Annotated in this window: 26 protein-coding genes; 14 read left to right on the forward strand and 12 right to left on the reverse strand. The window is 72.3% G+C overall.

The window, feature by feature from the left end:
- Nucleotides 1-390, forward strand: a 390-nt coding sequence (locus E1J50_RS12565; RefSeq protein ID WP_132254098.1) for a DUF1236 domain-containing protein, incomplete at its 5' end; no start/stop codon positions are given.
- A gap of 39 nt (nt 391-429) precedes the next feature.
- Here E1J50_RS12565 and hrcA read toward each other — a convergent pair.
- Complete coding sequence (hrcA, locus tag E1J50_RS12570) at nt 430-1,467, reverse strand: heat-inducible transcriptional repressor HrcA (RefSeq protein WP_245516560.1); 1,038 nt, start codon at nt 1,465-1,467, stop codon at nt 430-432.
- A 303-nt stretch (nt 1,468-1,770) separates the two neighbouring features.
- On the opposite strand from hrcA, the gene rph reads away from it, so the two are divergent.
- The 5 genes from rph to E1J50_RS12590 are packed head-to-tail and all read left to right on the forward strand — an operon-like array spanning nt 1,771 to nt 5,165.
- Nucleotides 1,771-2,496 (forward strand): ribonuclease PH, encoded by a 726-nt coding sequence (rph, locus tag E1J50_RS12575; RefSeq protein WP_132254102.1) that lies wholly within the window; start codon nt 1,771-1,773, stop codon nt 2,494-2,496.
- Entirely contained in the window at nt 2,493-3,122 is a 630-nt protein-coding gene (rdgB, locus tag E1J50_RS12580; protein ID WP_132254105.1) for an RdgB/HAM1 family non-canonical purine NTP pyrophosphatase, read from the forward strand. The genes rph and rdgB overlap by 4 nt, the downstream gene beginning before the upstream one ends.
- Nucleotides 3,123-3,162: 40 nt before the next feature.
- Nucleotides 3,163-4,329 carry a radical SAM family heme chaperone HemW gene (gene hemW, locus E1J50_RS12585; protein WP_132254107.1) on the forward strand — a complete coding sequence of 389 codons (1,167 nt, stop codon included), beginning with the start codon at nt 3,163-3,165 and terminating at the stop codon, nt 4,327-4,329.
- Between the two features lie 9 nt (nt 4,330-4,338).
- Nucleotides 4,339-4,521, forward strand: coding sequence for a hypothetical protein (locus E1J50_RS27815; RefSeq protein ID WP_207919197.1), 183 nt, complete (start codon nt 4,339-4,341; stop codon nt 4,519-4,521).
- An 11-nt stretch (nt 4,522-4,532) separates the two neighbouring features.
- Complete coding sequence (locus tag E1J50_RS12590; protein WP_207919198.1) at nt 4,533-5,165, forward strand: EamA family transporter; 633 nt, start codon at nt 4,533-4,535, stop codon at nt 5,163-5,165.
- A 10-nt stretch (nt 5,166-5,175) separates the two neighbouring features.
- Here the strand turns inward: E1J50_RS12590 and E1J50_RS12595 are convergent, their stop codons facing one another.
- Nucleotides 5,176-6,381, reverse strand: a complete 1,206-nt coding sequence (locus E1J50_RS12595; RefSeq protein ID WP_132254109.1) for a penicillin-binding protein activator — start codon at nt 6,379-6,381, stop codon at nt 5,176-5,178.
- Between the two features lie 133 nt (nt 6,382-6,514).
- Here E1J50_RS12595 and rsmI point away from each other — a divergent pair, with 133 nt between their 5' ends.
- Nucleotides 6,515-7,471: a 16S rRNA (cytidine(1402)-2'-O)-methyltransferase gene (gene rsmI, locus E1J50_RS12600; RefSeq protein ID WP_132254112.1), complete on the forward strand. Its 957-nt coding sequence runs from the start codon at nt 6,515-6,517 to the stop codon at nt 7,469-7,471.
- The gene (locus tag E1J50_RS12605; protein WP_132254114.1) at nt 7,461-7,844 is read left to right on the forward strand and encodes a YraN family protein; all 384 of its coding nucleotides are present in this window, start codon (nt 7,461-7,463) and stop codon (nt 7,842-7,844) included. Before rsmI ends, E1J50_RS12605 begins: the two co-directional genes overlap by 11 nt.
- A 9-nt stretch (nt 7,845-7,853) precedes the next feature.
- On the opposite strand, the gene E1J50_RS12610 is transcribed toward E1J50_RS12605, so the two are convergent.
- Complete coding sequence (locus E1J50_RS12610; RefSeq protein WP_132254116.1) at nt 7,854-8,243, reverse strand: response regulator; 390 nt, start codon at nt 8,241-8,243, stop codon at nt 7,854-7,856.
- A 262-nt stretch (nt 8,244-8,505) separates the two neighbouring features.
- Between E1J50_RS12610 and E1J50_RS12615 the strand changes: the two genes are divergently transcribed.
- Genes E1J50_RS12615 through E1J50_RS12625 form a run of 3 tightly spaced genes read left to right on the forward strand, consistent with a single transcriptional unit; the run spans nt 8,506 to nt 11,400 of the window.
- Complete coding sequence (locus E1J50_RS12615) at nt 8,506-9,447, forward strand: ABC transporter substrate-binding protein (RefSeq protein WP_132254118.1); 942 nt, start codon at nt 8,506-8,508, stop codon at nt 9,445-9,447.
- Nucleotides 9,444-10,658, forward strand: a complete 1,215-nt coding sequence (locus E1J50_RS12620; RefSeq protein WP_245516557.1) for an ABC transporter permease — start codon at nt 9,444-9,446, stop codon at nt 10,656-10,658. Before E1J50_RS12615 ends, E1J50_RS12620 begins: the two co-directional genes overlap by 4 nt.
- Nucleotides 10,659-10,677: 19 nt before the next feature.
- On the forward strand, nt 10,678-11,400 hold the full coding sequence (locus E1J50_RS12625) for an ABC transporter permease (protein WP_425374929.1): 723 nt from the start codon (nt 10,678-10,680) through the stop codon (nt 11,398-11,400).
- Here E1J50_RS12625 and E1J50_RS12630 read toward each other — a convergent pair.
- The 3 genes from E1J50_RS12630 to E1J50_RS12640 all read right to left on the reverse strand — a co-directional run bounded on the left by E1J50_RS12630 (nt 11,390) and on the right by E1J50_RS12640 (nt 13,760).
- Nucleotides 11,390-11,644 carry a DUF6894 family protein gene (locus E1J50_RS12630; RefSeq protein WP_132254123.1) on the reverse strand — a complete coding sequence of 85 codons (255 nt, stop codon included), beginning with the start codon at nt 11,642-11,644 and terminating at the stop codon, nt 11,390-11,392. The two genes, E1J50_RS12625 and E1J50_RS12630, sit on opposite strands and share 11 nt — an antisense overlap.
- Nucleotides 11,645-11,765: 121 nt before the next feature.
- On the reverse strand, nt 11,766-12,869 hold the full coding sequence (locus E1J50_RS12635; protein WP_132254125.1) for a L,D-transpeptidase family protein: 1,104 nt from the start codon (nt 12,867-12,869) through the stop codon (nt 11,766-11,768).
- A gap of 72 nt (nt 12,870-12,941) precedes the next feature.
- Complete coding sequence (locus E1J50_RS12640) at nt 12,942-13,760, reverse strand: extensin family protein (RefSeq protein WP_245516558.1); 819 nt, start codon at nt 13,758-13,760, stop codon at nt 12,942-12,944.
- A gap of 88 nt (nt 13,761-13,848) precedes the next feature.
- On the opposite strand from E1J50_RS12640, the gene E1J50_RS12645 reads away from it, so the two are divergent.
- The 3 genes from E1J50_RS12645 to E1J50_RS12655 all read left to right on the forward strand — a co-directional run bounded on the left by E1J50_RS12645 (nt 13,849) and on the right by E1J50_RS12655 (nt 17,694).
- Nucleotides 13,849-14,523, forward strand: coding sequence for a dienelactone hydrolase family protein (locus E1J50_RS12645; protein WP_165937852.1), 675 nt, complete (start codon nt 13,849-13,851; stop codon nt 14,521-14,523).
- 95 nt (nt 14,524-14,618) lie between these two features.
- Nucleotides 14,619-16,700, forward strand: coding sequence for a M3 family metallopeptidase (locus E1J50_RS12650; RefSeq protein ID WP_132254132.1), 2,082 nt, complete (start codon nt 14,619-14,621; stop codon nt 16,698-16,700).
- Nucleotides 16,701-16,815: 115 nt separating this feature from the next.
- Entirely contained in the window at nt 16,816-17,694 is an 879-nt protein-coding gene (locus E1J50_RS12655) for a hypothetical protein (protein WP_132254135.1), read from the forward strand.
- A gap of 15 nt (nt 17,695-17,709) precedes the next feature.
- Here the strand turns inward: E1J50_RS12655 and E1J50_RS12660 are convergent, their stop codons facing one another.
- From E1J50_RS12660 to E1J50_RS12685, 6 genes are all read right to left on the reverse strand, one after another.
- Entirely contained in the window at nt 17,710-17,928 is a 219-nt protein-coding gene (locus tag E1J50_RS12660) for a hypothetical protein (RefSeq protein WP_132254137.1), read from the reverse strand.
- A gap of 265 nt (nt 17,929-18,193) precedes the next feature.
- Nucleotides 18,194-19,078 carry an SMP-30/gluconolactonase/LRE family protein gene (locus tag E1J50_RS12665; RefSeq protein ID WP_132254140.1) on the reverse strand — a complete coding sequence of 295 codons (885 nt, stop codon included), beginning with the start codon at nt 19,076-19,078 and terminating at the stop codon, nt 18,194-18,196.
- 71 nt (nt 19,079-19,149) lie between these two features.
- Nucleotides 19,150-20,049, reverse strand: coding sequence for an NAD(P)/FAD-dependent oxidoreductase (locus E1J50_RS12670; RefSeq protein WP_132254142.1), 900 nt, complete (start codon nt 20,047-20,049; stop codon nt 19,150-19,152).
- 135 nt (nt 20,050-20,184) lie between these two features.
- Nucleotides 20,185-20,523: a Grx4 family monothiol glutaredoxin gene (gene grxD, locus E1J50_RS12675; protein ID WP_132254144.1), complete on the reverse strand. Its 339-nt coding sequence runs from the start codon at nt 20,521-20,523 to the stop codon at nt 20,185-20,187.
- Between the two features lie 69 nt (nt 20,524-20,592).
- Nucleotides 20,593-21,087 carry a DUF29 domain-containing protein gene (locus E1J50_RS12680; protein ID WP_132254146.1) on the reverse strand — a complete coding sequence of 165 codons (495 nt, stop codon included), beginning with the start codon at nt 21,085-21,087 and terminating at the stop codon, nt 20,593-20,595.
- 26 nt (nt 21,088-21,113) lie between these two features.
- Complete coding sequence (locus tag E1J50_RS12685; protein WP_109886983.1) at nt 21,114-21,350, reverse strand: BolA family protein; 237 nt, start codon at nt 21,348-21,350, stop codon at nt 21,114-21,116.
- Between the last annotated feature and the right edge of the window lie 8 nt (nt 21,351-21,358).

A 21,358-nucleotide genomic window follows, 5' to 3' on the forward strand; every position in this document is an offset into this window, starting at 1 on the left:
GAGCGCGGTGGCCGCGAGGGTGGAGCGGAGCGGGGCGACCGCGATGGACGCGGCGGAGCCGACCGTGACGGACGCGGCGGGCGCGAGGGCGCGGCCGAGCGCGGTGGCGGGCGGAGCGAGGCGCGCGGCGCCGTCAACCGCCTCGACACGCGCCAGCGCACGGAGTTCCGCCAGTCGGTCACGAGGCTCGGTGTCTCGCCGGTGCGCAGCGTGAACTTCAGCCTCAACGTCGGCACCGCGATCCCGCGCTCGGTGACGCTGCACGCGCTGCCGCCGGCGATCCTGACCCTGGTCCCGGCCTATCGCGGCTATCGCTTCATCCTGGTCGAGGACGACATCGTCATCATCGATCCGGACACCTACGAGATCATCGACGTCATCCCGGCCTGAACCGGTACCGGGCGGCGCTCCGGCGCCGCCCGAACCTTCTCACCGCCCTCCGTCGAGGAGCTTCGAGACCACGCGGGCGGTGTAGTCGACCATCGGCACGATGCGGGCGTAGTTGAGCCGCGTCGGCCCGATCACGCCGACCACGCCGACGATCTTCTGGGAGCCGTCGCGGAAGGGCGCGGCGATCATCGACGAGCCGGACAGCGAGAACAGCTTGTTCTCCGAGCCGATGAAGATCCGCACGCCCTCGCCGCCCTCGGCCCGGGCGAGCAGGTCGATCACGTCCTTCTGCGTCTCCAGATCGTTGAAGAGCAGGCGGATGCGCTCGAGATCCTCGACCGCCCTGAGATCGTCGAGCAGGTTCGCCTGCCCGCGCACGATGAGCTGGCGCGCGTCGGACGGCCCCACCGTGGTCGCGAGCCCCGCATCGACGAGGCGCTCGGTGATGACGTCGAGTTCCCGCTTCATCGCCTGGCGCCCGGCCTCGATCTCGGCGCGCAGCGCCCCGAGGGTGCGCCCCTGCAGGCGGGCATTGAGGTAGTTCGAGGCTTCCTGCAGCGCGCCGGTCGGCAGACCCGCCGGCAGGTCGAGGAGGCGGTTCTCCACCGAGCCGTCGTCCGAGACGAGGACGACGAGGGCGCGGTCCCGGTCGAGCCGCACGAACTCGATGTGCTTCAGGTGCACGTTCTGCTTCGTCGTCACGACGACGCCCGCGCCGCGCGAGATGCCCGAGAGCAGCGTCGAGGCCTCCGCGAGCGCGGAATCGAAGGTGTGGCGGGAGGCGGCGGCGCGCATCTGCGCCTCGATCAGCGCCTGCTCCTCGCGCCCGACATCGCCGAGTTCCAGCATCGCGTCGACGAAGAAGCGCAGGCCCTGCTCCGTCGGCAGCCGCCCGGCCGAGGTGTGGGGCGCGAAGATGAGGCCCGCATGCTCCAGATCCGCCATCACGTTGCGGATCGAGGCCGGCGACAGGGTCATCGGCAGGATGCGCGCGAGATTGCGCGACCCGACCGGCTCTCCCGTCGAGAGATAGCTCTCCACGATCTGCCGGAAGATCTCGCGGGCGCGCTCGTTCATCGCGGCGAGCGCCTGGAATTGCTGCGGGGAGGAGAGGGAGCGGGGAGTTTCTGTCACCGGGTTCTTGTCCTGACCGCCGATTGTGTCGCCGCTCAGGCCGCGGATCAACCGTGCCGCCCGCGCCGCGGGGCCGCAGCGTCCCGCCCGGAGCGCATGGAGACTCTACAAGACCTGTCCTCAATACCGGCCCGCGCGGCCGGCATCTGCAAGGGAGCGCTGCGGGGAGGGGCCGTGCGGGTTGCCGCCTCCGCCGGGCCGGCCTATGAGCGCAGCCCTGACATCCGACAGGACGGGGAGAGTGGCATGCGGCCCTCGAAGCGCGCGGCCGACGAGCTGCGCAAGGTGACACTCGAGCGCGCCGTGGCGCGCTACGCGGAGGGGTCGTGCCTCGTCACCTTCGGCGAGACCAAGGTCCTGTGCACGGCCTCCCTGGAGGAGCGCGGGCCGCCGTGGCTGCGCGGCTCCGGCAAGGGCTGGGTCACGGCCGAATATGCCATGCTGCCGCGCGCGACCCACGACCGCACCCGCCGCGAGGTGAATTCGGGCAAGCCCTCCGGGCGCACGCAGGAGATCCAGCGGCTGATCGGCCGGTCGCTGCGCGCGGTGACGAACCTGCCGGCGATCGGCGAGCGTCAGATCACGGTCGATTGCGACGTGCTCCAGGCCGATGGCGGCACCCGCACAGCCGCGATCACGGGCGCCTGGGTGGCGCTGCACGATTGCTTCGCCTGGATGCAGAAGCGCTCGATCATCTCGGTCAACCCGCTGCGCGACCACGTGGCGGCGGTCTCCTGCGGCATCTACCAGGGCACGCCGGTCATCGACCTCGACTACGCCGAGGATTCCGCCGCCGAGACGGATGCGAATTTCGTGATCACCGGCACCGGCGGCCTCGTCGAGGTTCAGGGCACCGCCGAGGGCAAGCCGTTCTCGGAAGAGGAACTGCTGGAGCTCCTGCGCCTCGCCAAGGGCGGCGTGGGCCAGCTCGTCGCGCTCCAGAAGCAGGTTCTGGCGGGGGCGGCCGCGTGAGCCACCGCATCCTCTCGGGCCGCGTCGTCATCGCGACCCACAACGCGGGCAAGCTCGTCGAGATGCGCGAGCTGCTCGCGCCCTTCGGCGTCGAGGCGGTGTCGGCGGGCGATCTGAACCTGCCCGAGCCCGAGGAGACGGGCACGATGTTCGCCGAGAACGCGGCGATCAAGGCGCTCGCCGCGGCGGAAGCGTCGGGCCTGCCCGCCTTCGCCGACGATTCGGGGCTCTGCGTCGACGCCCTCGACGGGGCGCCGGGCCTGTTCTCGGCCCGCTGGGCGGGACCGGCGAAGGACTTTTCCGGCGCGATGGCCCGCATCCTGTCCGAGCTCGAGCGCCGCGGCGCCACGAACCGCCGGGCGCATTTCGTCTCGGCCCTCGTCCTCGCCTGGCCGGACGGCCACACCGAGCTCTTCGAGGGCCGGGTCTTCGGCGATCTCGTCGAGCCGCGCGGCACGGCTGGCTTCGGCTACGACCCGATGTTCCGGCCGGACGGGTTCGAGCGGACCTTCGGCGAGATCTCCTCGGAGGAGAAGCACGGCGTCGACTGGCAGAGCGGCAAGGCCCTTTCCCATCGGGCGCGTGCCTTCGTGACCTTGGCGGAGGCCTGCCTGCGCCGGCCGTGAACCGGCTTCGAGCAACGGGCCCGCAGGGGCCGGTGACACCATGCTGATCGATCACCCGACCCGCGACGCCGGCTTCGGCGTCTACCTGCACTGGCCCTTCTGCGCCTCGAAGTGCCCGGATTGCGACTTCAACAGCCACGTCCGGCAGGCGCCGGTCGACGAGCCGCGCTTCCTGGCGGCCTTCCGCGCCGAGATCGCGCATGTCGCCGCCCGCACGCCCGGGCGGCGCGTGTCGAGCGTCTTCCTCGGGGGCGGTACGCCCTCGCTGATGCGACCGGAGACGGTGGCGGGCCTCCTGGAAGCGGTCGAGGCCGCGTGGGGGATGACGGCGGATGTCGAGATCACCCTGGAGGCCAACCCGACGAGCGTCGAGGCGGGCCGATTCCGCGGCTACCGCGCGGCAGGCGTCAACCGCGTCTCCCTCGGCGTGCAGGCCCTCGACGACGCCTCGCTGAAGGGCCTCGGGCGCCTGCACACGGCCGAGGAGGCGTTCCACGCGGTGCGGACCGCGCAGGCGCATTTCGAGCGCACGTCCTTCGACCTGATCTACGCCCGGCCGGCGCAGACGCCGGAGGCGTGGCGCGCTGAGCTGACGGAGGCGATCGCGCGGGCGGCCGAGCATCTGTCCCTCTACCAGCTCACCATCGAGCCGGGCACGCCCTTTTACGGCCTCGCGAGGGCTGGGCGCCTCGTTCCGCCGGACGAGGAGAGCGCGCGCATCCTCTACGACGTGACGCAGGAGGTCTGCGACCGGGCGGGCCTGCCGGCCTACGAGATCTCGAACCACGCGCGGCCCGGCGCGCAATCGCGCCACAACCTGCTCTACTGGCGCTACGGCGAGTATGCCGGCATCGGACCCGGCGCGCATGGGCGCCTCGTGACGGAGACCGGACGCATCGGCACCGTGACGGAGCGGGCGCCGGAGGCATGGCTCGCCCGCGTCGAGGCGGAGGGCCACGGCATCACCGAGACGGAGGCGCTCGCGCCCGCCGACGAGGGCGACGAGTTCCTGATGATGGGCCTTCGCCTCACCGAGGGGATCGACCCGGCCCGCTACGCCGCGCTCAAGGGCCGCCCGCTCGATGCCGTGCGGCTCGCGGCCCTCGTCGAGGACGGGCTCGTCGCCCGGTTGGCCTCCGGCCGCATTGCGGCAACGCCGAGGGGGGCGCCGGTGCTGAACGCCCTCGTCGCCGAACTCGCAGCCTGAGCGGCGGCCATGCCGGGGGCCACCCTCGGCCTCGTCCTGTTCGCGGCCTTCCTGCACGCGGCCTGGAACACGCTGCTCCGCGGCGGCTCCGACCGCCTCGGGTCGATGGCGGTGATGAACCTCGCCAGGGGCCTGCCCGGGCTCGCCGGCCTCTCGCTCTACGGCCTGCCGGTGCCGGCGGCGTTTCCCTAGCCGCCGCCGGCGTGATCCAGCTCGCCGACAACCTCCTCCTCGTCGCCACCGACCGCAGCGGCGATCTCGGCGAGACCTACCCGATCGCCCGCGGCTCATCCCCCATGATCGTCGCCCTCGGCGCGGCGATCGCGGCGGGCGAGCGGCCGGCTCCCGGCACCTTCCTCGGCATCGCCCTCGTGAGCGGAGGCATTCTGGCCCTTTCCGTCGCGCGGGGAAGCCTCGGCCGCACGAGCCTTGGCGCCGCGCTCGCGACCGGCACCACGATCGCCGCCGACACGCTCGTCGACGGGCTCGGCGTGCGGGAATCGGGCGACTGGCAGGCTTATTCGGCGGCGATGTTCTGCTTCCACCTGATCCAGCCCGGTTGGCTCGTCCTGCGCCGCGGCGCCGACGTGCTCGACGTCACGGCCCGCGAGGCTCTGAAGGCTGTGGGCGGCGGCCTGATCTCGTCCGCGGACTACGCGGCGGTGATCTGGGCGATGCAGCGCGGTGCGATGGGGGCGGTCTCGGCCCTGCGCGAGACGAGCGTCGTCTTCGCCGCCTTTCTCGGGCGGATCGTGCTCGGCGAGCAGCTGACAGCGGGGCGCGTCGCAGCCTGCATCGTGATCGCGGCGGGCGCCGTGCTGATCGGCGGTGCCTGAGGAGCCCGCCTCAGGTCCCGGACTTGCCGAGGGTCCGCGGGGCCGGGCTCACCACCGTCGCGGCGTTGTTGCGGATCTCGTAGACCGCGAGCGCCCGGTCGCTCGGTCCCTCCGGACGGAAGCGGAAGGTGCCGTCGATGCCGGAGAAGCCCGCGCCGTTCGTCAGCGTCCCCTCGGCGAAGCGCTGCGAGCCGTACTGGCGGCTGAGCGCCGCGCTGAGCGAGACCGAATCGTAGGCCAGCGAGGCGACCCTTGGCGGGCTGGCGCCGAAGCGCGCCTGATACCGGCCCGCGAAGCCTCCGAACCCCGCGCGGTCGGGCGAGGCGAACCACGCCCCCTGGAGCGCGGGAAGGGCGAAGACCCTGGGCTCGTTCCAGACGGCCGTGCCGAGGGGGCGCACCCGCGCGGGCGAGAACCCGGCCTTCTGCAGGGCCGGCGCCACGACGGCGAGCCCGTCCGGGGTCTCGGGCAGGAACAGGGCGTCGGCCTGCGCGGCCGGCCCGGAGATGACGCCGGCGAGCCGCTGGACCGCCGGTTCCGGCGCGCCGGGCGCGTAGCGTTCGAGGCCGGCGAGGCGCGCGCCCTTGCGCGCCACCGCCTCGCGGAACTGTGCCTCGACGGCGTTGCCGTAGCTGTTCTCGGGGATGAGCGCCGCGAAGGAGCGCTTGCCGCTCGCCACCGCCTCCTCCACGACCCGGTCGACCTCGGATTGGGGGAGGAAGCTCAGCAGGTACACGCCCTTCGTCGCGACGGTGGCGTCCGTCGAGAAGGCGATGACCGGCTTGCCCGCCGCTCGGGCGGGCCCCGCGGCCGCCTGCACGTTCGCGGCGAAGAGCGGCCCCAGCACCAGCTCCGCCCCCTCGCTGATCGCGCCCTGGGCAGCCTCGCGGGCGCCCTCCGGCGTGCCCCTATCGTCGCGCACCAGGATCTGCAGGTCGGGCTGCTGGAACTCTTCCATGGCGAGTTCCGCCGCGTTGCGCAGGGCGGCCCCGAGGGCCGCGCCCTGGCCGCTCAGGGGAACGACGAGCGCCACCTTGACCGCACCGTTGCCGATCCGCCCCGGCGCCGAGGCGGAAGCCGTCCCCGCCTCGGGCGGCGGCGCGGTGCGGGCCGTCCGCGGGCCGTCCGGGCCGCCGATGCAGGCGGAGAGGGCGAGCAGCGGCAGGGCCGCGACGAGGCGGCCGATGCCGCCGAGGCCGGGTCGGGATCGCGCCATCCGTGCTGTCCTCCGCGGTGGCCCGTGCGCTCGAGCGTACTTGAAGGGATAGGATGCATGCGGCCAAAGCAATAGTGCGCGCAAGTCACGGACCATTCCGCCGGGCCTGCGCGCCGTGGCAATGTCCACAGCGATGACCCAGCGAATCGACAAGCCCGGCCGCCGCCCCGAACACGGGGCGCCGAGGCCGCCCGCCACCTTCACCGCTTTCGGCCTCGCGGCGGAGGCCGAGCCCATCGAGCCGGGGCTGCACATCGTCGCGACGCCGATCGGCAACCTGCGCGACGTCTCCTTCCGGGCCCTCGCGACGCTCGCCGCCGCCGATGCGGTGCTCGCCGAGGATACCCGCGTCACCCGAACGCTGCTCATGCATTACGGGATCACGACACCGCTCGTGGCCTATCACGAGCATTCGAACGCCGCGGTGCGCGAGCGGATGGTGGCGCGCATGAAGGCCGGGGAGGCCCTGGCGCTCGTTTCCGATGCCGGCACGCCGCTCGTCTCGGATCCCGGCTTCAAGCTCGTGCAGGCGGCGATCGAGGCCGGCCTCGCGATCACGCCGATCCCCGGCCCCTCGGCCGTGATGACCGCCATCGTCGCGGCGGGCCTGCCGACGGACCGCTTCTTCTTCGAGGGCTTCCTGCCGCAGAAGTCTGGCGCGCGGCGCAACCGCCTCGCGGCGCTCGGTGCGATCCCCGGCACCCTGGTGCTGTTCGAATCCCCCCACCGCCTGCCCGAGATGCTGACCGACGCCGCCGAGACGCTCGGCGGCGCCCGGCCCGCCGCGGTCGCGCGCGAGTTGACGAAGCTCTACGAGACGATCCGCCGAGGCACGCTCGGCAGCCTCAGCGCGCTCTTCGCGGAGGAGGGGCCGCCGAAGGGCGAGGTGGTGGTGGTGATCGGCGCGAGCCCCGAGGAGGCGCCCTCCGAGGATGCGGATGCAGCCCTCGACGCCGCGCTCGTCGCCGCGTTGGAGCGCCACTCGATCAAGGACGCGGCGAGCCTCGTCGCCGACGAGACCGGGCAGCCCCGGCGCATCGTCTACGCCCGCGCCCTCGTTCTCGCCCGGCGCGGTCCCGATGCGTCCTGACGGGGCGGAGGCGCGGCGGCGCGCCGCCTACCGGCGCGGCCTGCGCGCGGAGGTCATCGCCCTGGCGCTCCTCTCGATCAAGGGATACCGCCCGCTCGCCCGGCGCTTCTCGGCCTCGGGCGGCGAGATCGACCTGATCGTTCGGCGCGGGCGCAACGTCGTGTTCGTCGAGGTGAAGGCCCGCCCGACGCTCCTCGCGGCGCAGGAGGCGATCGGCCACCGCAAGCAGCAGAGGTTCTCGCGGGCGGTGCGCGCGTGGCTCGGCCGCAACCCGCATCTCGCGGGGCTGACCTTCCGGGCCGACGCCGTCTTCCTGGAGCACGGGGCGTGGCCCGTGCACCTCGTCGACGCGTTTCCGATCGAAGGTCTCTAGGCTGGCGTCCTAGCGCCGCGCCGCGCTGATCGCCGAGATCAGGGTGCGCTTGAGATCCGCCTGGCTGAACGGCTTCTGCACCACCGGACGGTCGCGGAAGGGCTCGCGGATCCCGGCCCCGCCGTAGCCCGTCGAGAAGACGAGCGGCAGGTCGCGCTTCACGATCGCCTCGGCCACCGGATAGATCGGCTCGCCCGCGACGTTGACGTCGAGGATCGCGACCTCGAAGGTCTCTCCCTCCGCCATTTCCAGGGCGGTCGCGAGACGCGCCGCGGGGCCGACGACCGTGCAGCCGAAATCGAGCAGCATGTCCTCGAGCAGCATGGAGATCGCCGCCTCATCCTCGACGACGAGCACCCGGGCCCCGTTGAGCAGATCGTCGTTAGCTTCCGCACTCACGCCGGATGGTCTTCCCTTGGGTTCGTCCCGAGGCCGGGACGCTGCCTGCGAAGGTCGTGGTTGTATCGACGACCGCGGTGCCTCCCGTCGCGAATGCGCCGGGCGCCCCCCGGAACAAGGCCCGGAACCCTTCGAGCCGTCGCCCGTAAAGCCGGGCGTGTCAAGCGCCCGGGCCGTTCCGCGAGCGAGGCTTAACGGCGCAATGTTACGCTCTGATACATTTTCTCACACCGGTGCTGCAACCGTGCATCGTGCTCCGAGGATGCAACCGTCGATCGGTCGAGCGGGCCGGCCCACCCGCCGGCACGTGCTGGCGGGCGCCGCCTGCCTGCCGCTCCTGCGCCGTGCCCAGGCTGCCGACGGGCGGCCCGTCGTCGTCGCCTCGAAGAGCGACACGGAGGGCGCGCTCACGGCCAGCATGATCGCCTTGTGCCTGGAGGATCTCGGGATCCCGGTCGAGCGGCGTCTAGGCCTCGGGCCGACCCTGATCGTCCGCACGGCACTCCTCTCCGGCGAGATCGGCCTTTATCCCGAATACACGGGCAACGGCGCCTTCTTCACGGGCACGGAATCCGATCCGGCCTGGAAGGATGCGGAACGCGCCTTCGCCACGATCCGCGCGGCGGATGCGGGGCGCGGCCTCGTCTGGCTGCGCAGGGCGCCGGCCAACAACACGTGGCTCATTGCCGTGCGCGGCACCCTCGCACGGCGGGAAAACCTCGTCAGCATGGCGGATTTCGCCGGCGCGGTCCGGCGCGGGCTGATCCGGCTCGCCGCCTCCACCGAGTTCGTGGAGAGCCCGGCCGCCCTGCCGTCCTTCGAGGCGGCCTACGGCTTCGCCATGCCGTTCGACCGCATCATCAGCCTGCCCGGCGGCGACACCGCGGTGACGGCGCGGGCGGCCGCACAGGGCATCAGCGGCGTCAATGCCGGCATGGTCTACGGCACCGACGGCGCCCTCGGCGCCCTCGACCTCGTCGTGATGTCGGATCCCAAGGGCGCGCAGATCGTCTACGAGGTGGCGCCCGTCGCCCGCGCCGAGGTGATCGCGCGCCATCCGGGCATCCCGGGCAAGCTCGAACCGCTGTTCGCCGCCCTCGACGCGAAGACGCTGCGGCGGCTCAACGCCCGCATCACCGTCGAGGGGGAGCCGGCCGAGAGCGTGGCGCGGGCATTTCTGATCGAGCGCGGCGACATCGGATGACGACCGGGATGACGGGCCGGCCGGACCCTCGCTCGCGCCGCGCACGGGACGCGACGGGCCTGCGCGCCGTGCGCGGCGTCGCCCGCATCGGTGCGCCGGCCGCGGCCGGTCTGTTCCTCGCCGCGCTCTACGGATTGCCGCTCCTCGCGACCGCCGGAAACCGCCTCGCCTTGGGTGACCCGGTCTACGCGTCTCAGATGGTCGGCCTCGGGGCGCACGCCGCGGCGGGCCTCGTCGTTGCGGCGGCCCTGGTGTTCCGCGCGCATCCCTCGCGCCGCGTGGCGCTGGCCGCGGCGGCTCTTCTCGCCACGGCCCTCTGCCTGCTCGCGACGGGACTCGGGGCCACCGCCTCCGACCTGCTCGCCGGGCGCCCCCCGGCCGCGCGGGCGAGCCTCGCGAGCGGCGCCTGGATCGCGCTGGCCCTGATCGGGGGCGGCCTCGGCCTCGCCCTGCGCCGGGCGGCGCTGCCCGGGCTCGGCCCGGCACTCGCGGCCGGCCTCGCCCTGCTCCTGCTCCTCGCGTACCGGCAGGGCATCCTCGACGGGCTCTCCCTCGTCGTCGAGTTCCGCGCGCGCCGCGGCGTTCTCCTGAGCGCACTCGGCGAGCACCTGATCCTCGCGGGCGGCGCGCTGCTCCTCGCGATATCCGGCGCGATCCTCCTGGCGCTGTGGCGGCGCGGCCAGGGGCTCGTCGAGGGTCTGCTGGGCGGCGTGCAGGTCGTCCCGGCGGTCGCCCTGTTCGGAGCCCTGGTGGCGTTGCTGGCGGGGCTCCTGCGCTGGATGCCGGCGCTCCGTGATTTCGGGATCGGCGCGCTCGGCCCGACGCCCGCGATCCTCGGGGTGGCGGCCTACCTGCTGCTGCCGCTCTGGCGCGGGATCAACCAGGCCCTTCGGGCGCCGGATCCTGCGACGCTCGACGCCGCCGCGGGGCTCGGCCTGACCCGGGCGGAGACCCTCCGGCGCGTGCGCCTGCCCATCGGCGCGCCCACCCTGATCGGGGCGCTGAGGGTCGCGAGCGTGCAGAGCATCGGGCTCGCCACGCTCGGCGCGCTGATCGGCGCGGGCGGCCTCGGCCGCATCGTGTTCGAGGGCATGGCACAATTCGCGCCGGACCTCATCCTCCTCGGCGCCCTTCCTGTCGTGGGCCTGTCGCTGGCGGCCGAGACCGCCCTCGGCCGGGCCGAGGACGCAGTGCGGAGGCGGCGCGCATGAGGTCCCCGCCATGACCCTCCTGCGCCGCCTGCGCCCCGCCCTCGGGCTCGCCGCCGCGGGGCTCGTCCTCGGCGCCTGCGCCCACCCGACCGTCGCCTCCCGCCTCGCGGCCGCCCTCGGCGAGGCGCCGCGGCGCGCGCTGAGCCCGGCCCACCTGTCGGCGCTGGCGCTGAACCACCTCGCCCTCGCCGCCACGGGCCTCGCCCTCACCGCGATCCTCGGCATCGGGCTCGGCATCCTCGCGACGCGTGAGGCGGCCGCGCCCCTCCGCGGCGGGATCGACGCCATCGCGGCAGCGGCGCAGGCGGTGCCGCCGGTCGTGGTCGTGGCGCTCGCGCTGCCCGTTCTCGGCTTCGGCGGCCCGCCGACGCTCCTCGCCCTCGTCCTCTACGGGCTGATGCCTGTCCTGCGCGGGACGGTCTCGGCGATCGAGGGGGTCTCGCACGAGGCGCGGGAGGCCGCCCGGGCGATCGGCCTCACGCGCGTCCAGGTTCTCGGCCGGGTGGAGATCCCGCTCGCGGCACCGGGCATCGTCGAGGCGGTGCGAACGGCGCTCGTCCTCGCTGTCGCGACGGTCGCGGTCGGGGCGCTGGCCGGTGCGCCCACCCTCGGGACGCCGGTCGTCGCCGGCCTGCAGAACCAGAACATGGTCCCCATGCTGCAGGGAACGTTCGCGACCGCAGCGCTCGCCTTCCTCTGCGACGCCGCGATGCTGGCCCTTCTCGCGCTCCTCAGGCGATGAGGGCGGCCGCGCCGACACGCTCCGTGGCGAGCGTCATGGTGGTGCGGAAGAGCGCCCCGCGCTCGTGCGAGCGCACCGTGGCGACGAAGACCTGAGCCCTGCCGGAGGGGAGGGTCGCGAGGGCGACGTCGTGGAGGACGCTGGCCACCGCGAGGCGGGCGGCCTCGTCGTTGGCGAGCACCACGCCCTCGCGGTCCAGGGCGGAGTTGCCGCAGATGTTGATGTCGAAGAAGTAGCGCGGCATGTCCCGTCCCCCGGGTCCGGCGAGCAGGCCCGGGCACACAGCTTCATCACGCGGAACGATCCCGCATTAACCCAGATCAGGGCCTGCCGCGGGCATGCGGCCCGCGGGGTTGGGGGATCGCTCATTCCTCCTTGAAGGAGACTTTCGCTCCGCGCTCGACGTGGAGGGCGAGGTCCCGCGCGTCCCAGTTGGTCAGCCGGATGCAGCCGTGGGATTCCGTCTTGCCCACCTTCTCGGGCTCCGGTGTGCCGTGGATGCCGTAGGAGGGGATCGACAGGTCGATCCAGACCACGCCGACCGGGTTGTTCGGCCCCGGATGGATCGAGAACTTCGTCTTCGATTTCACGCCGGCGAATTGATATTTCGGGTTGTAGGTATAGTCAGGCTCGAACGCGACGCCCTTCACCTTGGCCTCGCCGCTCGGTGCCGGCTTCTCGTCGCTGCCGATCGAGGCCGGATAATAGGCGATGAGCTTGCCGTCCTTGTCGAAGGCCCGCAGGTCGCGGCTCGACTTGTCGATCTCGATGCGGGTCACCTTCGGCGATTGCGGCAGATCCTTCGCCTTCACCTTGCCGCGCTCCAGGGGCGGTACCGCCGCCACCGCGACCACCGTCCCGGCCTTGTCGAGGGCCGCGCCAGGGTTGAGCGCGCTCAGGAGGTCGCGGCTCATGTGGAAGCGCTCGGCCAGCATCTCCCGCGGGTTGGTGTAGTGCATCGCGTCGAGTTCGGCCTGCTCCTCCATCTTGGCCGGGATCTTCTCCACGTAGGGTCCGCGCACATCGTCCTCGGTGAGGGTGTACTCGGCGATCACCGGGCCGGTGCCGGCGGCCTGCAGCTTCTCGAAGAGTTCGGGCGTCAGGCTCTTCGGCTCCGGCAGCCCCTGCGCCTTGGCGAAGGCCGCGAGCGCGCCGCGATAATTGTCGCCCTGGCGCCCGTCGATGGCACCGGGCGAGAAGCGGGCGCGGTCGAGGAGGACCTGCGCCTTCACGATCAGCGGGTCGGGATCCTCGTCCTTGCGCGCGCCCTTCCGCTCCGGCTTGGCTGCCTTGTCCTTGCCGCCTTTGTCCTTGGCTTCCGCGCCCGGCGCCTCCGGCGCCGCGGCGTTGACCGCATCGCGCGTGAGCGTGGGGGATTCCTCCCGCTTCGGCGCCGCGAGGCCCGGCGCGGCGAGGGCGAGAAGCCCGACCAGGGCGACGCCCGCCCGCAACGCAAACCCAGCCGACATGGCCCGACATCCCTCCGGAGGCGGCAGCGCCCCGGGCGATCAATCCGCAGGGCGCTCAGAGCGTTCCGGCTCTCATTGGCACAGGCGGTGACCGGCGCTGCGCTCGCGCTCGTCGAGATGCAGATGGTTGGCGTGGGCGGCGTCAGAGCCGGGGCCGAGCACCGTGCGGAAGAAGCCGCAGGCGCGGGTGCGCACCGCCGCCAGGAAGCGCGCCTCCGGCGTCCCGTTCGGCAGGGGACCGACCGTGATCGGCGCGCGCCCTTCGATCGTGAAGCTCATCACGTCGATGCCGTTCGCGTAGGCGTGTTCACTGAGCTTGGCGTCGGGGTCGTGGTTCTGCCCGCGGCACTCGTAGGACGTTCCGATGGCGATCGCCTTGAGCGGGCTCCCGAGCTCGGCCTCGGCCACGGCCTGGACCTCGGTCGCCCAGCGGGCCAGCGCCTCGGCGGCGCCGCAGACGAGGGTGGCGGATTGCGGCAGCGCGATGCCCTCGAGCGCCGTGAGCCTGAGCGGGCTCGCGGCCCCGCACTGCCCGCTCTCCAGGCGCGGCAGAGGCTCGAAGGCGGCGCCGAGCCGCTTCAGGCGGACCCGGCAGGCGCCGTCGTCGGGCGCCGCGACCTTCAGGGCAAGCGCCGCCTCGCCCGAGAGCTCGGCCGGCCGGGCCGGGGGGAGGGGCGGCGGAGCCGGTGGCAGCGTCGGGGCCTCGGCCGCCGGGGCCGGCTCCGGCACGGAGGGTTTCAGCTCGGCCGGGCGCTCCGGGGGAAGCGGCACCTCGGGAGAGGGGGCGGCCGGCTTCAGCTCGTCGGGGCGCTCCGGCGGCAGCGGTGTCGCGACAGCCGGTGCCCCCGCGCCACGGGCGGGCTCGGCTCTCGCGCCGGACGTGGCAGCCATGCCAAGCAGAAGTGCGGCGAGGAGCATCAGACCGCTGGAACCGGCTGCTCCGGGGACGATCCGCCGGACGGGAGAACGACGCATACGCATGCCAGACAAACCCCCTCAGGCCGGAACGCGCGAGACGCTGACATGCGCGGGCCACCTGCTGACGATCGAGATGTTCCGCCCCGTCGGCAAGGACGGCGCTACAACGCCCACGATCATTCTGCTCCACGACGCCGAAGGGGCGGGTCCGAATCGCCCCGTCCGCCAGGAGGCGGCGTCGCTCGCGGGGGCGGGCTTCACGGTGCTCCTGCCGCACTATCTCCTGCGCACGGGCCAGGAGCGGGCGGGCTTCTCCGAGATCGCCCGCCACTTCGCCGCGTGGCGGGAGGGCCTGGCGTCGCTCCTGGAGCAGGTGCGCCGGACGGCGCCGGGCGGCATCGCCCTGATCGGGCGCTCCCTCGGCGGCGCTCTCGCCCTCGCGGTGGCGCTGGACGCCGGCGGCGCGGCGGGGCTGAGCCTGCGCTCCGCCTTCCTGCCCCCGGAGATCGCGGACCGGCCGCTGGTCTTTCCGCCGGTCCTCGTTCAGCACGGTGCCCGCGACGTGCTCGTCCCGCCGAGCCACGCGCGGCGCCTCGCTGAGGGCGTGGCCGCGGCGGGCGGGCGCTGCCGCATCGCTCTCTACCCCGATCAGGCCCACACTTTCGACGCGCGGGCCGAGGCCGAGGCGACGGCGCTGACGCTGTCCTTCCTCCGGGAGCACGTCGTGCGAGCCTGAACCGGACCCCGCGCCTTTGCAGGCCGGGAGGCCGGCCCCTATCTTGCCGGGCACCGTACGGGGCGCGTCGCCCGCCGACAGGATCGAGGACCGGAATGAGCGCAGGACAGACCGCAGCCGGGCTGCAGGGCCTCGAACCCGGCAACCCGTTCTCGGAGGCGGATTGGGACACGCCCCACGGCCTGCCCCCCTTCGAGCGGATCCGGCCCGAGCATTACCTCCCGGCCTTCGAGGCGTCCCTCGCCGCCCACGAGGCGGAGATCGGGCGGATCGTCGGCGACGCGGCGCCGCCGAGCTTCGCCAATACGGTCGGCGCGATGGAGCGCGCGGGCCTCGCCCTGGACCGGGTCGCCTCGGTCTTCTTCAACCTGACGGGCAGCCACACGAACAAGGACTTGCAGGCGATCGAGCGCACGATCGCCCCGCGCCTCGCCCGGCATGGCAGCGCCATCTACCTGAACCCGAACCTCTGGGCGCGCATCTCGGCGGTCGATCCGGCGGCCGAGCCCCTGAGCGAGGAGGAGCACCGGGTGCTCGACCGCTACCGGACCCGCTTCCGCCGCGCGGGCGCCGACCTCGGCCCCGAGTCGAAGGCGCGCGTCGCCGAGATCGCGGCGCGGATGGCCGAACTCGGCACGCAGTTCAGCCAGAACCTCCTCGCCGACGAGAGCGGCTTCGAGTTGCCGCTCTCCGGGGAGGAGGATCTTGCCGGCCTGCCTCCCTTCCTGCGGGCCGCCGCCGCGAGCGCCGCCACCGAGCGCGGCGGCCGGCACAGCCACGTGATCACCCTCTCGCGATCCCTCATCGAGCCCTTCCTCGTCTTCTCGACCCGGCGCGACCTGCGCGAGCGCGCCTACGAAGCCTGGACCCGGCGGGGCGAGATGGGCGGAACGACCGACAACCGCGCGATCATCGCCGAGATCGTGGCGCTGCGCGCCGAGCGGGCGCGGCTTCTCGGCTACGAGAGCTTCGCCCATTTCAAGCTCGACGACACGATGGCGGGCTCGCCGGACGCCGCGATGGAACTTCTGCGCGACGTCTGGACGCCGGCCCGCCAGCGGGCGGGTGCGGAGCGCGAGCGCCTCCAGGCGCTGATCCAGGCGGAGGGCGGGAATTTCGCCCTGCAGGCCCATGATTGGCGCCACTACGCGGAGAAGCTGCGGCGGGCCGAGCACGACCTCGACGAGAGCGAGGTGAAGCCGTACCTGCCGCTCGAGGGCATGATCGCGGCGGCCTTCGACACGGCGGGCCGCCTGTTCGGCCTCCGCTTCGAGGAGTTGCCCGAATTCCCGCGCTACCATCCCGACGTGCGGGCGTGGCGCGTCTCGAACGCGGACGGCTCGGAGGTGGGACTGTTCCTCGGCGATTATTTCGCGCGGCCCTCGAAGCGCAGCGGCGCCTGGATGAGCGCCTTCCGCTCGCAGGAGCGGCTCAACGGCACGGTGACGCCGATCATCGTCAACGTGATGAACTTCGCCCGCGCGCCGGCCGGCGAGGCGGCGCTCCTCTCCTTCGATGATGCCCGCACGCTGTTCCACGAGTTCGGGCACGCCCTGCACGGGCTCCTCTCGGACGTGACCTACCCGCTCCTCTCCGGCACGGCCGTCTCGGGCGACTTCGTGGAACTGCCTTCGCAGCTCTACGAGCACTGGCTGGAGCAACCCGAGGTGCTGCGGGCGCATGCCCGCCACCATCTGACCGGGGAGCCGATGCCGGAGGCCCTCTTGGAGAGGCTGCTCGCCGCCCGGACCTTCAACCAGGGTTTCGCGACCGTCGAGTACGCCGCCTCGGCGATCATCGACATGACGCTTCACCTCTCCGCGGCGGCCGAGGACGGGCTCGACGTGCCGGCCTTCGAGGCGGACGCTCTGCGCCGCATCGCGATGCCCGCCGAGATCGGCATGCGGCACCGCTCGCCCCATTTCGCGCACATCTTCTCGGGCGACGGATACGCAGCCGGCTATTACAGCTATCTCTGGTCCGAGGTGCTCGACGCCGACGCTTTCGACGCCTTCCGCGAGGCGGGGGACATCTTCCACCCGGAGACCGCAGCGCGGCTGCGCCGCTACGTCTACGGGGCCGGCAACCTGCGGGATGCGCGCGCCGCCTATACCGGCTTCCGCGGCCGCCTGCCGAGCATCGATCCCCTGCTGCGCAAGCGCGGGCTCGCGGCCTGAAGGCACGGCCTCCGCCCGTCTTCGTACGCGCGGCGGCCGGTAACCTTTCGGTAAACAAACGTCCTTAACCAAAGCTTTCGTGATCCATCGACAAGCAGCGGCCGGGACGAGAGCCATGATCCCATCGGGCACCCAGACGAGCGCCGAGAAACCCGCAGCCCCGAGCGCCCCGTCACCGGAGGAGCAGCTCAAGGCGATCGTCTCGGGCGCCGCAAAGCCGGAGCCGGCGAAGGTCGAGGCTCCGGCAGCAGTCCCGCAGGCCACCGCGACGGCGTCCCGGTTCAGGCCGAAGGTCAAGCTCGACGCGCGTGTTGCGGGCATCGCCTGCGCGGCGCTTGCCTTCGGCACGCTCGTCGGCGCCGGCGCCAGCACGCTCTCGGCGCCGCGGCCGGAGCGCATGGCGGGCGCGTTCACCGAGGTTCTGGCGGGCCTCGAGGCCAACCGGGTCGAGGCCGCGCGATTGAACACCGAGATCGAGCGGCTGGGCCGCTCCCTGGCGGCTCTGCGCGACGCGACCGAGGCCGCCCGGGGCGACGCCAAGACCCGCGCGACAGGCGTGACCGAGCGCCTGACCAAGGTCGAGCAGACCGTGACGGCGCGCCTGAACGCGCTCGGCGAGCGCATGGAATCATCGGACCGCGATCAGGCGACCCGCCTCGCTGCCCTCTCGACGCTCCTCGAGAAGCGTGCCGCGGCGGCTCCCGCGCCGGCCGTGGCCGCTGCGCCCGCACCGGTGCCGACCCCGGCGCCGAAGTCCGAGCCGGCGCAGACGGGGGCGATTCCCGAGAAGCCGAAGCCGGCGATCGTCGAGGGCTGGGCCCTGCGCGACGTCTATGACGGAGCGGCGATGCTGGAGGATAAGCGGCGGCGCCTCGTCGAGGTCGCGCCGGGAGACACGGTGCCGGGCGTGGGCAAGGTCGAGGCCGTGGAGCGGCGCGGGCGCGACTGGGTCGTGGTCACGCGTCAGGGCCTGATCACCTCGCAAGCGTGGTGAGCACCGGACGTCGCCTCAGGTCGTCGGGACCGGGGTCGCGGCGAGGTCGTCGGAGCGCACCGGAAAGCGCGGCTCGACCGCCATCGCCTCGGCCATCGTCGCGGCGCGCATGGCGCGGCGGCGGCCGTTGATGCGCGCCCGGGCCTGCTCGGCCCGCGTGGGATGCAGAAGCGCCGTCAGAAGCGCCTGCCCTTCGAAATCGCTGTCCAGGTTCTTCGCGTCGAAAACAGGCATGGCTTCCTCGCACCGGCGGTGACGAGAGGGCGGCGGACGGCCGCGATAAGCTCGGCCGTATGTGGATAACGGGGACAGTCGGTAGAAGTTCCGAAAGTCGTCCCACGTCAACCAATAATTAATCGTCGCATTCCTTCCGCCCCATTGCGGTGCGAAACCGCACCCACTCTTGTGCTGGTCCGCATTCGCAAGGCTTCGCCGCCGCCGCCTGCAATGACCGCAAATGTTCGCAAGGGGACGGAGTGCCCAGCCCTCACGCCAGTCCTTACGTCCCGATGCCGCGATAGATGTTGGCGGGAAAGCCCCGGAACTCGGTCTCCACGCGGAAGACGTGCCCCGCCATCGGGTCGAGGGCGGGATCGCGCCCGCGGCGGCAAGTCGTGATGTAGAGGGTCGAGAGGTCGGCGCCTCCGAAAGCGCATTTGGTGACGAGCGCCGTCGGCACGGGCAGGATGCGCTCGACTTGCCCGTCGGGCGCGAAGCGCGTGATCCGCGAGCCGGCGTAGTGGCAGATCCAGAGGTAGCCGTCGGCGTCGAGGGTCAGGCCGTCGGGCTTGCCCCAGCCCGGCTCGAAGGTGATGAGCGGTCGCGGCTCGCCGACCCGGGTGCCGTCTAGGTCGTGGACCCGCACGACTCCGTTGCCCGTATCGATCGTGTAGAGGCGGTGCCCGTCCGGGCTCACCACGGGGCCGTTCGTGACCGCCGCCGAGCCGCCGAAATCCAGCAGGCGCTCCCCGTCCCAGCGGTGAAACCCGCCGGTGGGCTCCGTCTCGCCATCATCCATGCTGCCGAACCAGAGGGCGCCGTCCGGCCCGACATTGCCACTGTTGAGCCGGTTGCCCGGCGGGTACGGCTCGGGCCGCACGAGATCCGTGCGCGCGCCGCTCTCCAGGTCGAGACAGGCGACGCCCGACTTGAAGCCGGCGATGACCCGCTGCGGATCCGGCGTGAGCAGTGCGAAGCTCAGCTTCTCGTCGAGGGGAAGGCGGTGCGTCTCGTCCGTCTCGGGGTCGTGGCGCCAGACGGCCGGGTTCTCGATATCGACCCAGACCAGGGTGCCCGAGCGCGCGTCCCACAGGATCTCCTCGCCGAGTTCGCAGCCGCAGGCGACCGCGACGCGGGGCGTATGGGGATGGACGATGGGGGACATGCGGGACGGGCCTCCGAGGGGGATGTCGGCTCAACGCCGCAAGTCCGCGCATCGTCCCCGCCACGATGCCGTCAGCGCGTATCCTCGCGGATCAGCTCGGTGTTGACGGCAAAGGCGGCCATCGCCCCCTCGGCGGCGGCGACAACCGCGAACTGGACGCGCCGCGAGGCGTCGCCCGCCACGAACAGCCCGGGCACGTTGGTCCGCTCGTAATCGCGGGTCGGCACCGTGCCGTTCTGCTTGAGCTCGCAGCCGAGGCCGCGAATCAGGTCCGAGGGCCGGCACTCGGCCGGCATCAGGAAGACGGCGCGGCAGGGGATCGCGCCGCCATCCTCGAATTCGAGGCGCTCCGGGCCCGCCTCGTCGCCGACGAGCCGGCGGAGCTTCGCATCGATGATCCGGATGCCGTGGCGGTCGAGCCGGGCGCGATCCTCTTCGGACAGGTCCAGCCCGTGCCCGTCCGTGCAGAGGGTGACGTCCCGGCTCCAGACCGTCAGCTCGAGGGCGAGCCCCTTGGCGGACGGGCCATGGGCGTAGGCGACGACGGCGTGGTCGCGGGCTTCGTAGCCATCGCAATAGGGGCAGGAATGGACCCCCGTCCCCCAGTAGCGGGAGAAGCCATCCACATCCGGCAGATCCTGGTGGAGACCGGTCGCGAGGATGAGGCGGCGTGCCCGCTCGCGCGTGCCGTCCGCGAGCCGAACCTCGAAGGCGCCGTCGAGACGGGTGGCCTCCACCACCTCGACGGCACGCCGCTCCACCGTCGGGTAGCGCTCCAGATCGGCCTGCGCCGCCTCCCGCAGGGCGAAGGGCGGGGTGCCGTCGCGGGTGAAGACCCCCCAGGTGCGGGGGGTGGCGGCGTTACGAGGCTCGCCCCTGTCGCAGAGGAGCACGCTGCGTCGGCAGCGCCCGAGGATCAGAGCCGCATTGAGGCCCGCCGGGCCCCCTCCGACGATGACGACATCGCGCATGGGAACATTCCCCCGTGACGGGACCTGCCGGAGGAGGTCCTGCACGAGGCAAGCCGCGACGCGCGCCAACGTTTCCCGTCCGCCAAGAAAAAGGGCGCCCGCGGCGCCCTTCGTCGGGGACCGTTCCGGAGCCGATCAGGCCGCGGCGGTCTTCACCGGGATGCCCTTCTCGGACAGGAACTGCTGCAGCTCGCCCGACTGGAACATCTCACGGGTGATGTCGCAGCCGCCCACGAACTCGCCCTTCACGTAGATCTGCGGGATCGTCGGCCAGTTGGAGAAGGCCTTGATGCCGTCGCGGATCGCCATGTCGTCGAGGACGTTCACGCCCTTGAACGGCACACCGAGGTAGTTGAGGATCTGGACCACCTGACCCGAGAAGCCGCACATCGGAAACTGCGGCGTGCCCTTCATGAACACGACCACGTCCTGCGACTTGATCTCGGTCTCGATGGTGGCATTGACGTCGGTCATGGGGCCTTCCTTGTCGGTCACTTGGATTGATCCGTCGCGCTGGATGATCCTTCGGACGAACGCCGCGGGTCAATGCTGGGACGTCGCATCCGCAATCCGGCGAAGTGCTGCATCGATGTCGATCGGCTGAGCCAGAATCTCCTCCAGCGCGATGGGGCACGCCTCCGGAAGGCGTGGCAGCAGCGCGTCGCCGTAAGCGATGAGACCGGAATTGGCGATGGTCTGTGCCAACTTCCAGGTCTGATCCCAGCGGATTCGCTGACGCATCGAATTCTCATACCGGACCACGACCGCCGCGTGGAAGGTCAGGACCTCCTGGCGCAAGTGGATGTTCGCACGCGCTGCCGGTGCCGAGACCTGCTTGAGGAGATGCGACAGGATCTGCGCGAGGAGGCTCTCGACGGCGTGGATCTGGGACCGTCCCACGCTCTCGATCTCCTCGGCGACGTTTTCCCAGTCGACGGCGTTCGAAGAATCCGCTCGCGCGCCGAGCTCGCGCAGAGCCGCCGCCTGCGTCTCCGCCCAGGTCACGATGTCGTCGTCGTAGAGGCTCGGGTGATCCATCGGGCCCTCGGTCCCGCGTTCGCCCCTCAATCCTGGGGGACGCCCGTCGTCAGCGCAAGAGCGTGGAGAACGCCCCCCATCCGCCCCTGGAGCGCGCCGTAGACCATCTGGTGCTGGGCGACGCGGGTCTTGCCCCGGAAGGCCGAGGAGATGACGGTGGCGGCGTAGTGGTCGCCGTCGCCGGCGAGATCCTTGATCTCGATCTGCGCGTCGGGCAGGGCCTCGCGGATCATCGCCTCGATCTCGCGCGCGTCCATCGGCATCGTCTGGC

Origin of the sequence: Methylobacterium segetis (genome assembly GCF_004348265.1) — a bacterium.
In the GTDB taxonomy this organism is placed as follows: Bacteria; Pseudomonadota; Alphaproteobacteria; order Rhizobiales; family Beijerinckiaceae; genus Methylobacterium; species Methylobacterium segetis.

What these genes read in the sequence shown, in the direction of transcription:
- rph (WP_132254102.1), top strand. Translation starts at nt 1,771, where the DNA reads ATGCGGCCCTCGAAGCGCGCGGCCGACGAGCTGCGCAAGGTGACACTC.
- E1J50_RS12660 (WP_132254137.1), bottom strand. Translation starts at nt 17,928, where the DNA reads ATGCCTGTTTTCGACGCGAAGAACCTGGACAGCGATTTCGAAGGGCAG.
- E1J50_RS12680 (WP_132254146.1), bottom strand. Translation starts at nt 21,087, where the DNA reads ATGGATCACCCGAGCCTCTACGACGACGACATCGTGACCTGGGCGGAG.
- E1J50_RS27815 (WP_207919197.1), top strand. Translation starts at nt 4,339, where the DNA reads ATGCCGGGGGCCACCCTCGGCCTCGTCCTGTTCGCGGCCTTCCTGCAC.
- grxD (WP_132254144.1), bottom strand. Translation starts at nt 20,523, where the DNA reads ATGACCGACGTCAATGCCACCATCGAGACCGAGATCAAGTCGCAGGAC.
- E1J50_RS12615 (WP_132254118.1), top strand. Translation starts at nt 8,506, where the DNA reads ATGCAACCGTCGATCGGTCGAGCGGGCCGGCCCACCCGCCGGCACGTG.
- E1J50_RS12620 (WP_245516557.1), top strand. Translation starts at nt 9,444, where the DNA reads ATGACGACCGGGATGACGGGCCGGCCGGACCCTCGCTCGCGCCGCGCA.
- E1J50_RS12605 (WP_132254114.1), top strand. Translation starts at nt 7,461, where the DNA reads ATGCGTCCTGACGGGGCGGAGGCGCGGCGGCGCGCCGCCTACCGGCGC.
- E1J50_RS12665 (WP_132254140.1), bottom strand. Translation starts at nt 19,078, where the DNA reads ATGTCCCCCATCGTCCATCCCCATACGCCCCGCGTCGCGGTCGCCTGC.
- hrcA (WP_245516560.1), bottom strand. Translation starts at nt 1,467, where the DNA reads ATGAACGAGCGCGCCCGCGAGATCTTCCGGCAGATCGTGGAGAGCTAT.
- E1J50_RS12630 (WP_132254123.1), bottom strand. Translation starts at nt 11,644, where the DNA reads ATGCCGCGCTACTTCTTCGACATCAACATCTGCGGCAACTCCGCCCTG.
- hemW (WP_132254107.1), top strand. Translation starts at nt 3,163, where the DNA reads ATGCTGATCGATCACCCGACCCGCGACGCCGGCTTCGGCGTCTACCTG.
- E1J50_RS12595 (WP_132254109.1), bottom strand. Translation starts at nt 6,381, where the DNA reads ATGGCGCGATCCCGACCCGGCCTCGGCGGCATCGGCCGCCTCGTCGCG.
- E1J50_RS12650 (WP_132254132.1), top strand. Translation starts at nt 14,619, where the DNA reads ATGAGCGCAGGACAGACCGCAGCCGGGCTGCAGGGCCTCGAACCCGGC.
- E1J50_RS12640 (WP_245516558.1), bottom strand. Translation starts at nt 13,760, where the DNA reads ATGGCTGCCACGTCCGGCGCGAGAGCCGAGCCCGCCCGTGGCGCGGGG.
- rsmI (WP_132254112.1), top strand. Translation starts at nt 6,515, where the DNA reads ATGACCCAGCGAATCGACAAGCCCGGCCGCCGCCCCGAACACGGGGCG.
- E1J50_RS12635 (WP_132254125.1), bottom strand. Translation starts at nt 12,869, where the DNA reads ATGTCGGCTGGGTTTGCGTTGCGGGCGGGCGTCGCCCTGGTCGGGCTT.
- E1J50_RS12645 (WP_165937852.1), top strand. Translation starts at nt 13,849, where the DNA reads ATGCCAGACAAACCCCCTCAGGCCGGAACGCGCGAGACGCTGACATGC.
- E1J50_RS12685 (WP_109886983.1), bottom strand. Translation starts at nt 21,350, where the DNA reads ATGCCGATGGACGCGCGCGAGATCGAGGCGATGATCCGCGAGGCCCTG.
- E1J50_RS12670 (WP_132254142.1), bottom strand. Translation starts at nt 20,049, where the DNA reads ATGCGCGATGTCGTCATCGTCGGAGGGGGCCCGGCGGGCCTCAATGCG.
- E1J50_RS12655 (WP_132254135.1), top strand. Translation starts at nt 16,816, where the DNA reads ATGATCCCATCGGGCACCCAGACGAGCGCCGAGAAACCCGCAGCCCCG.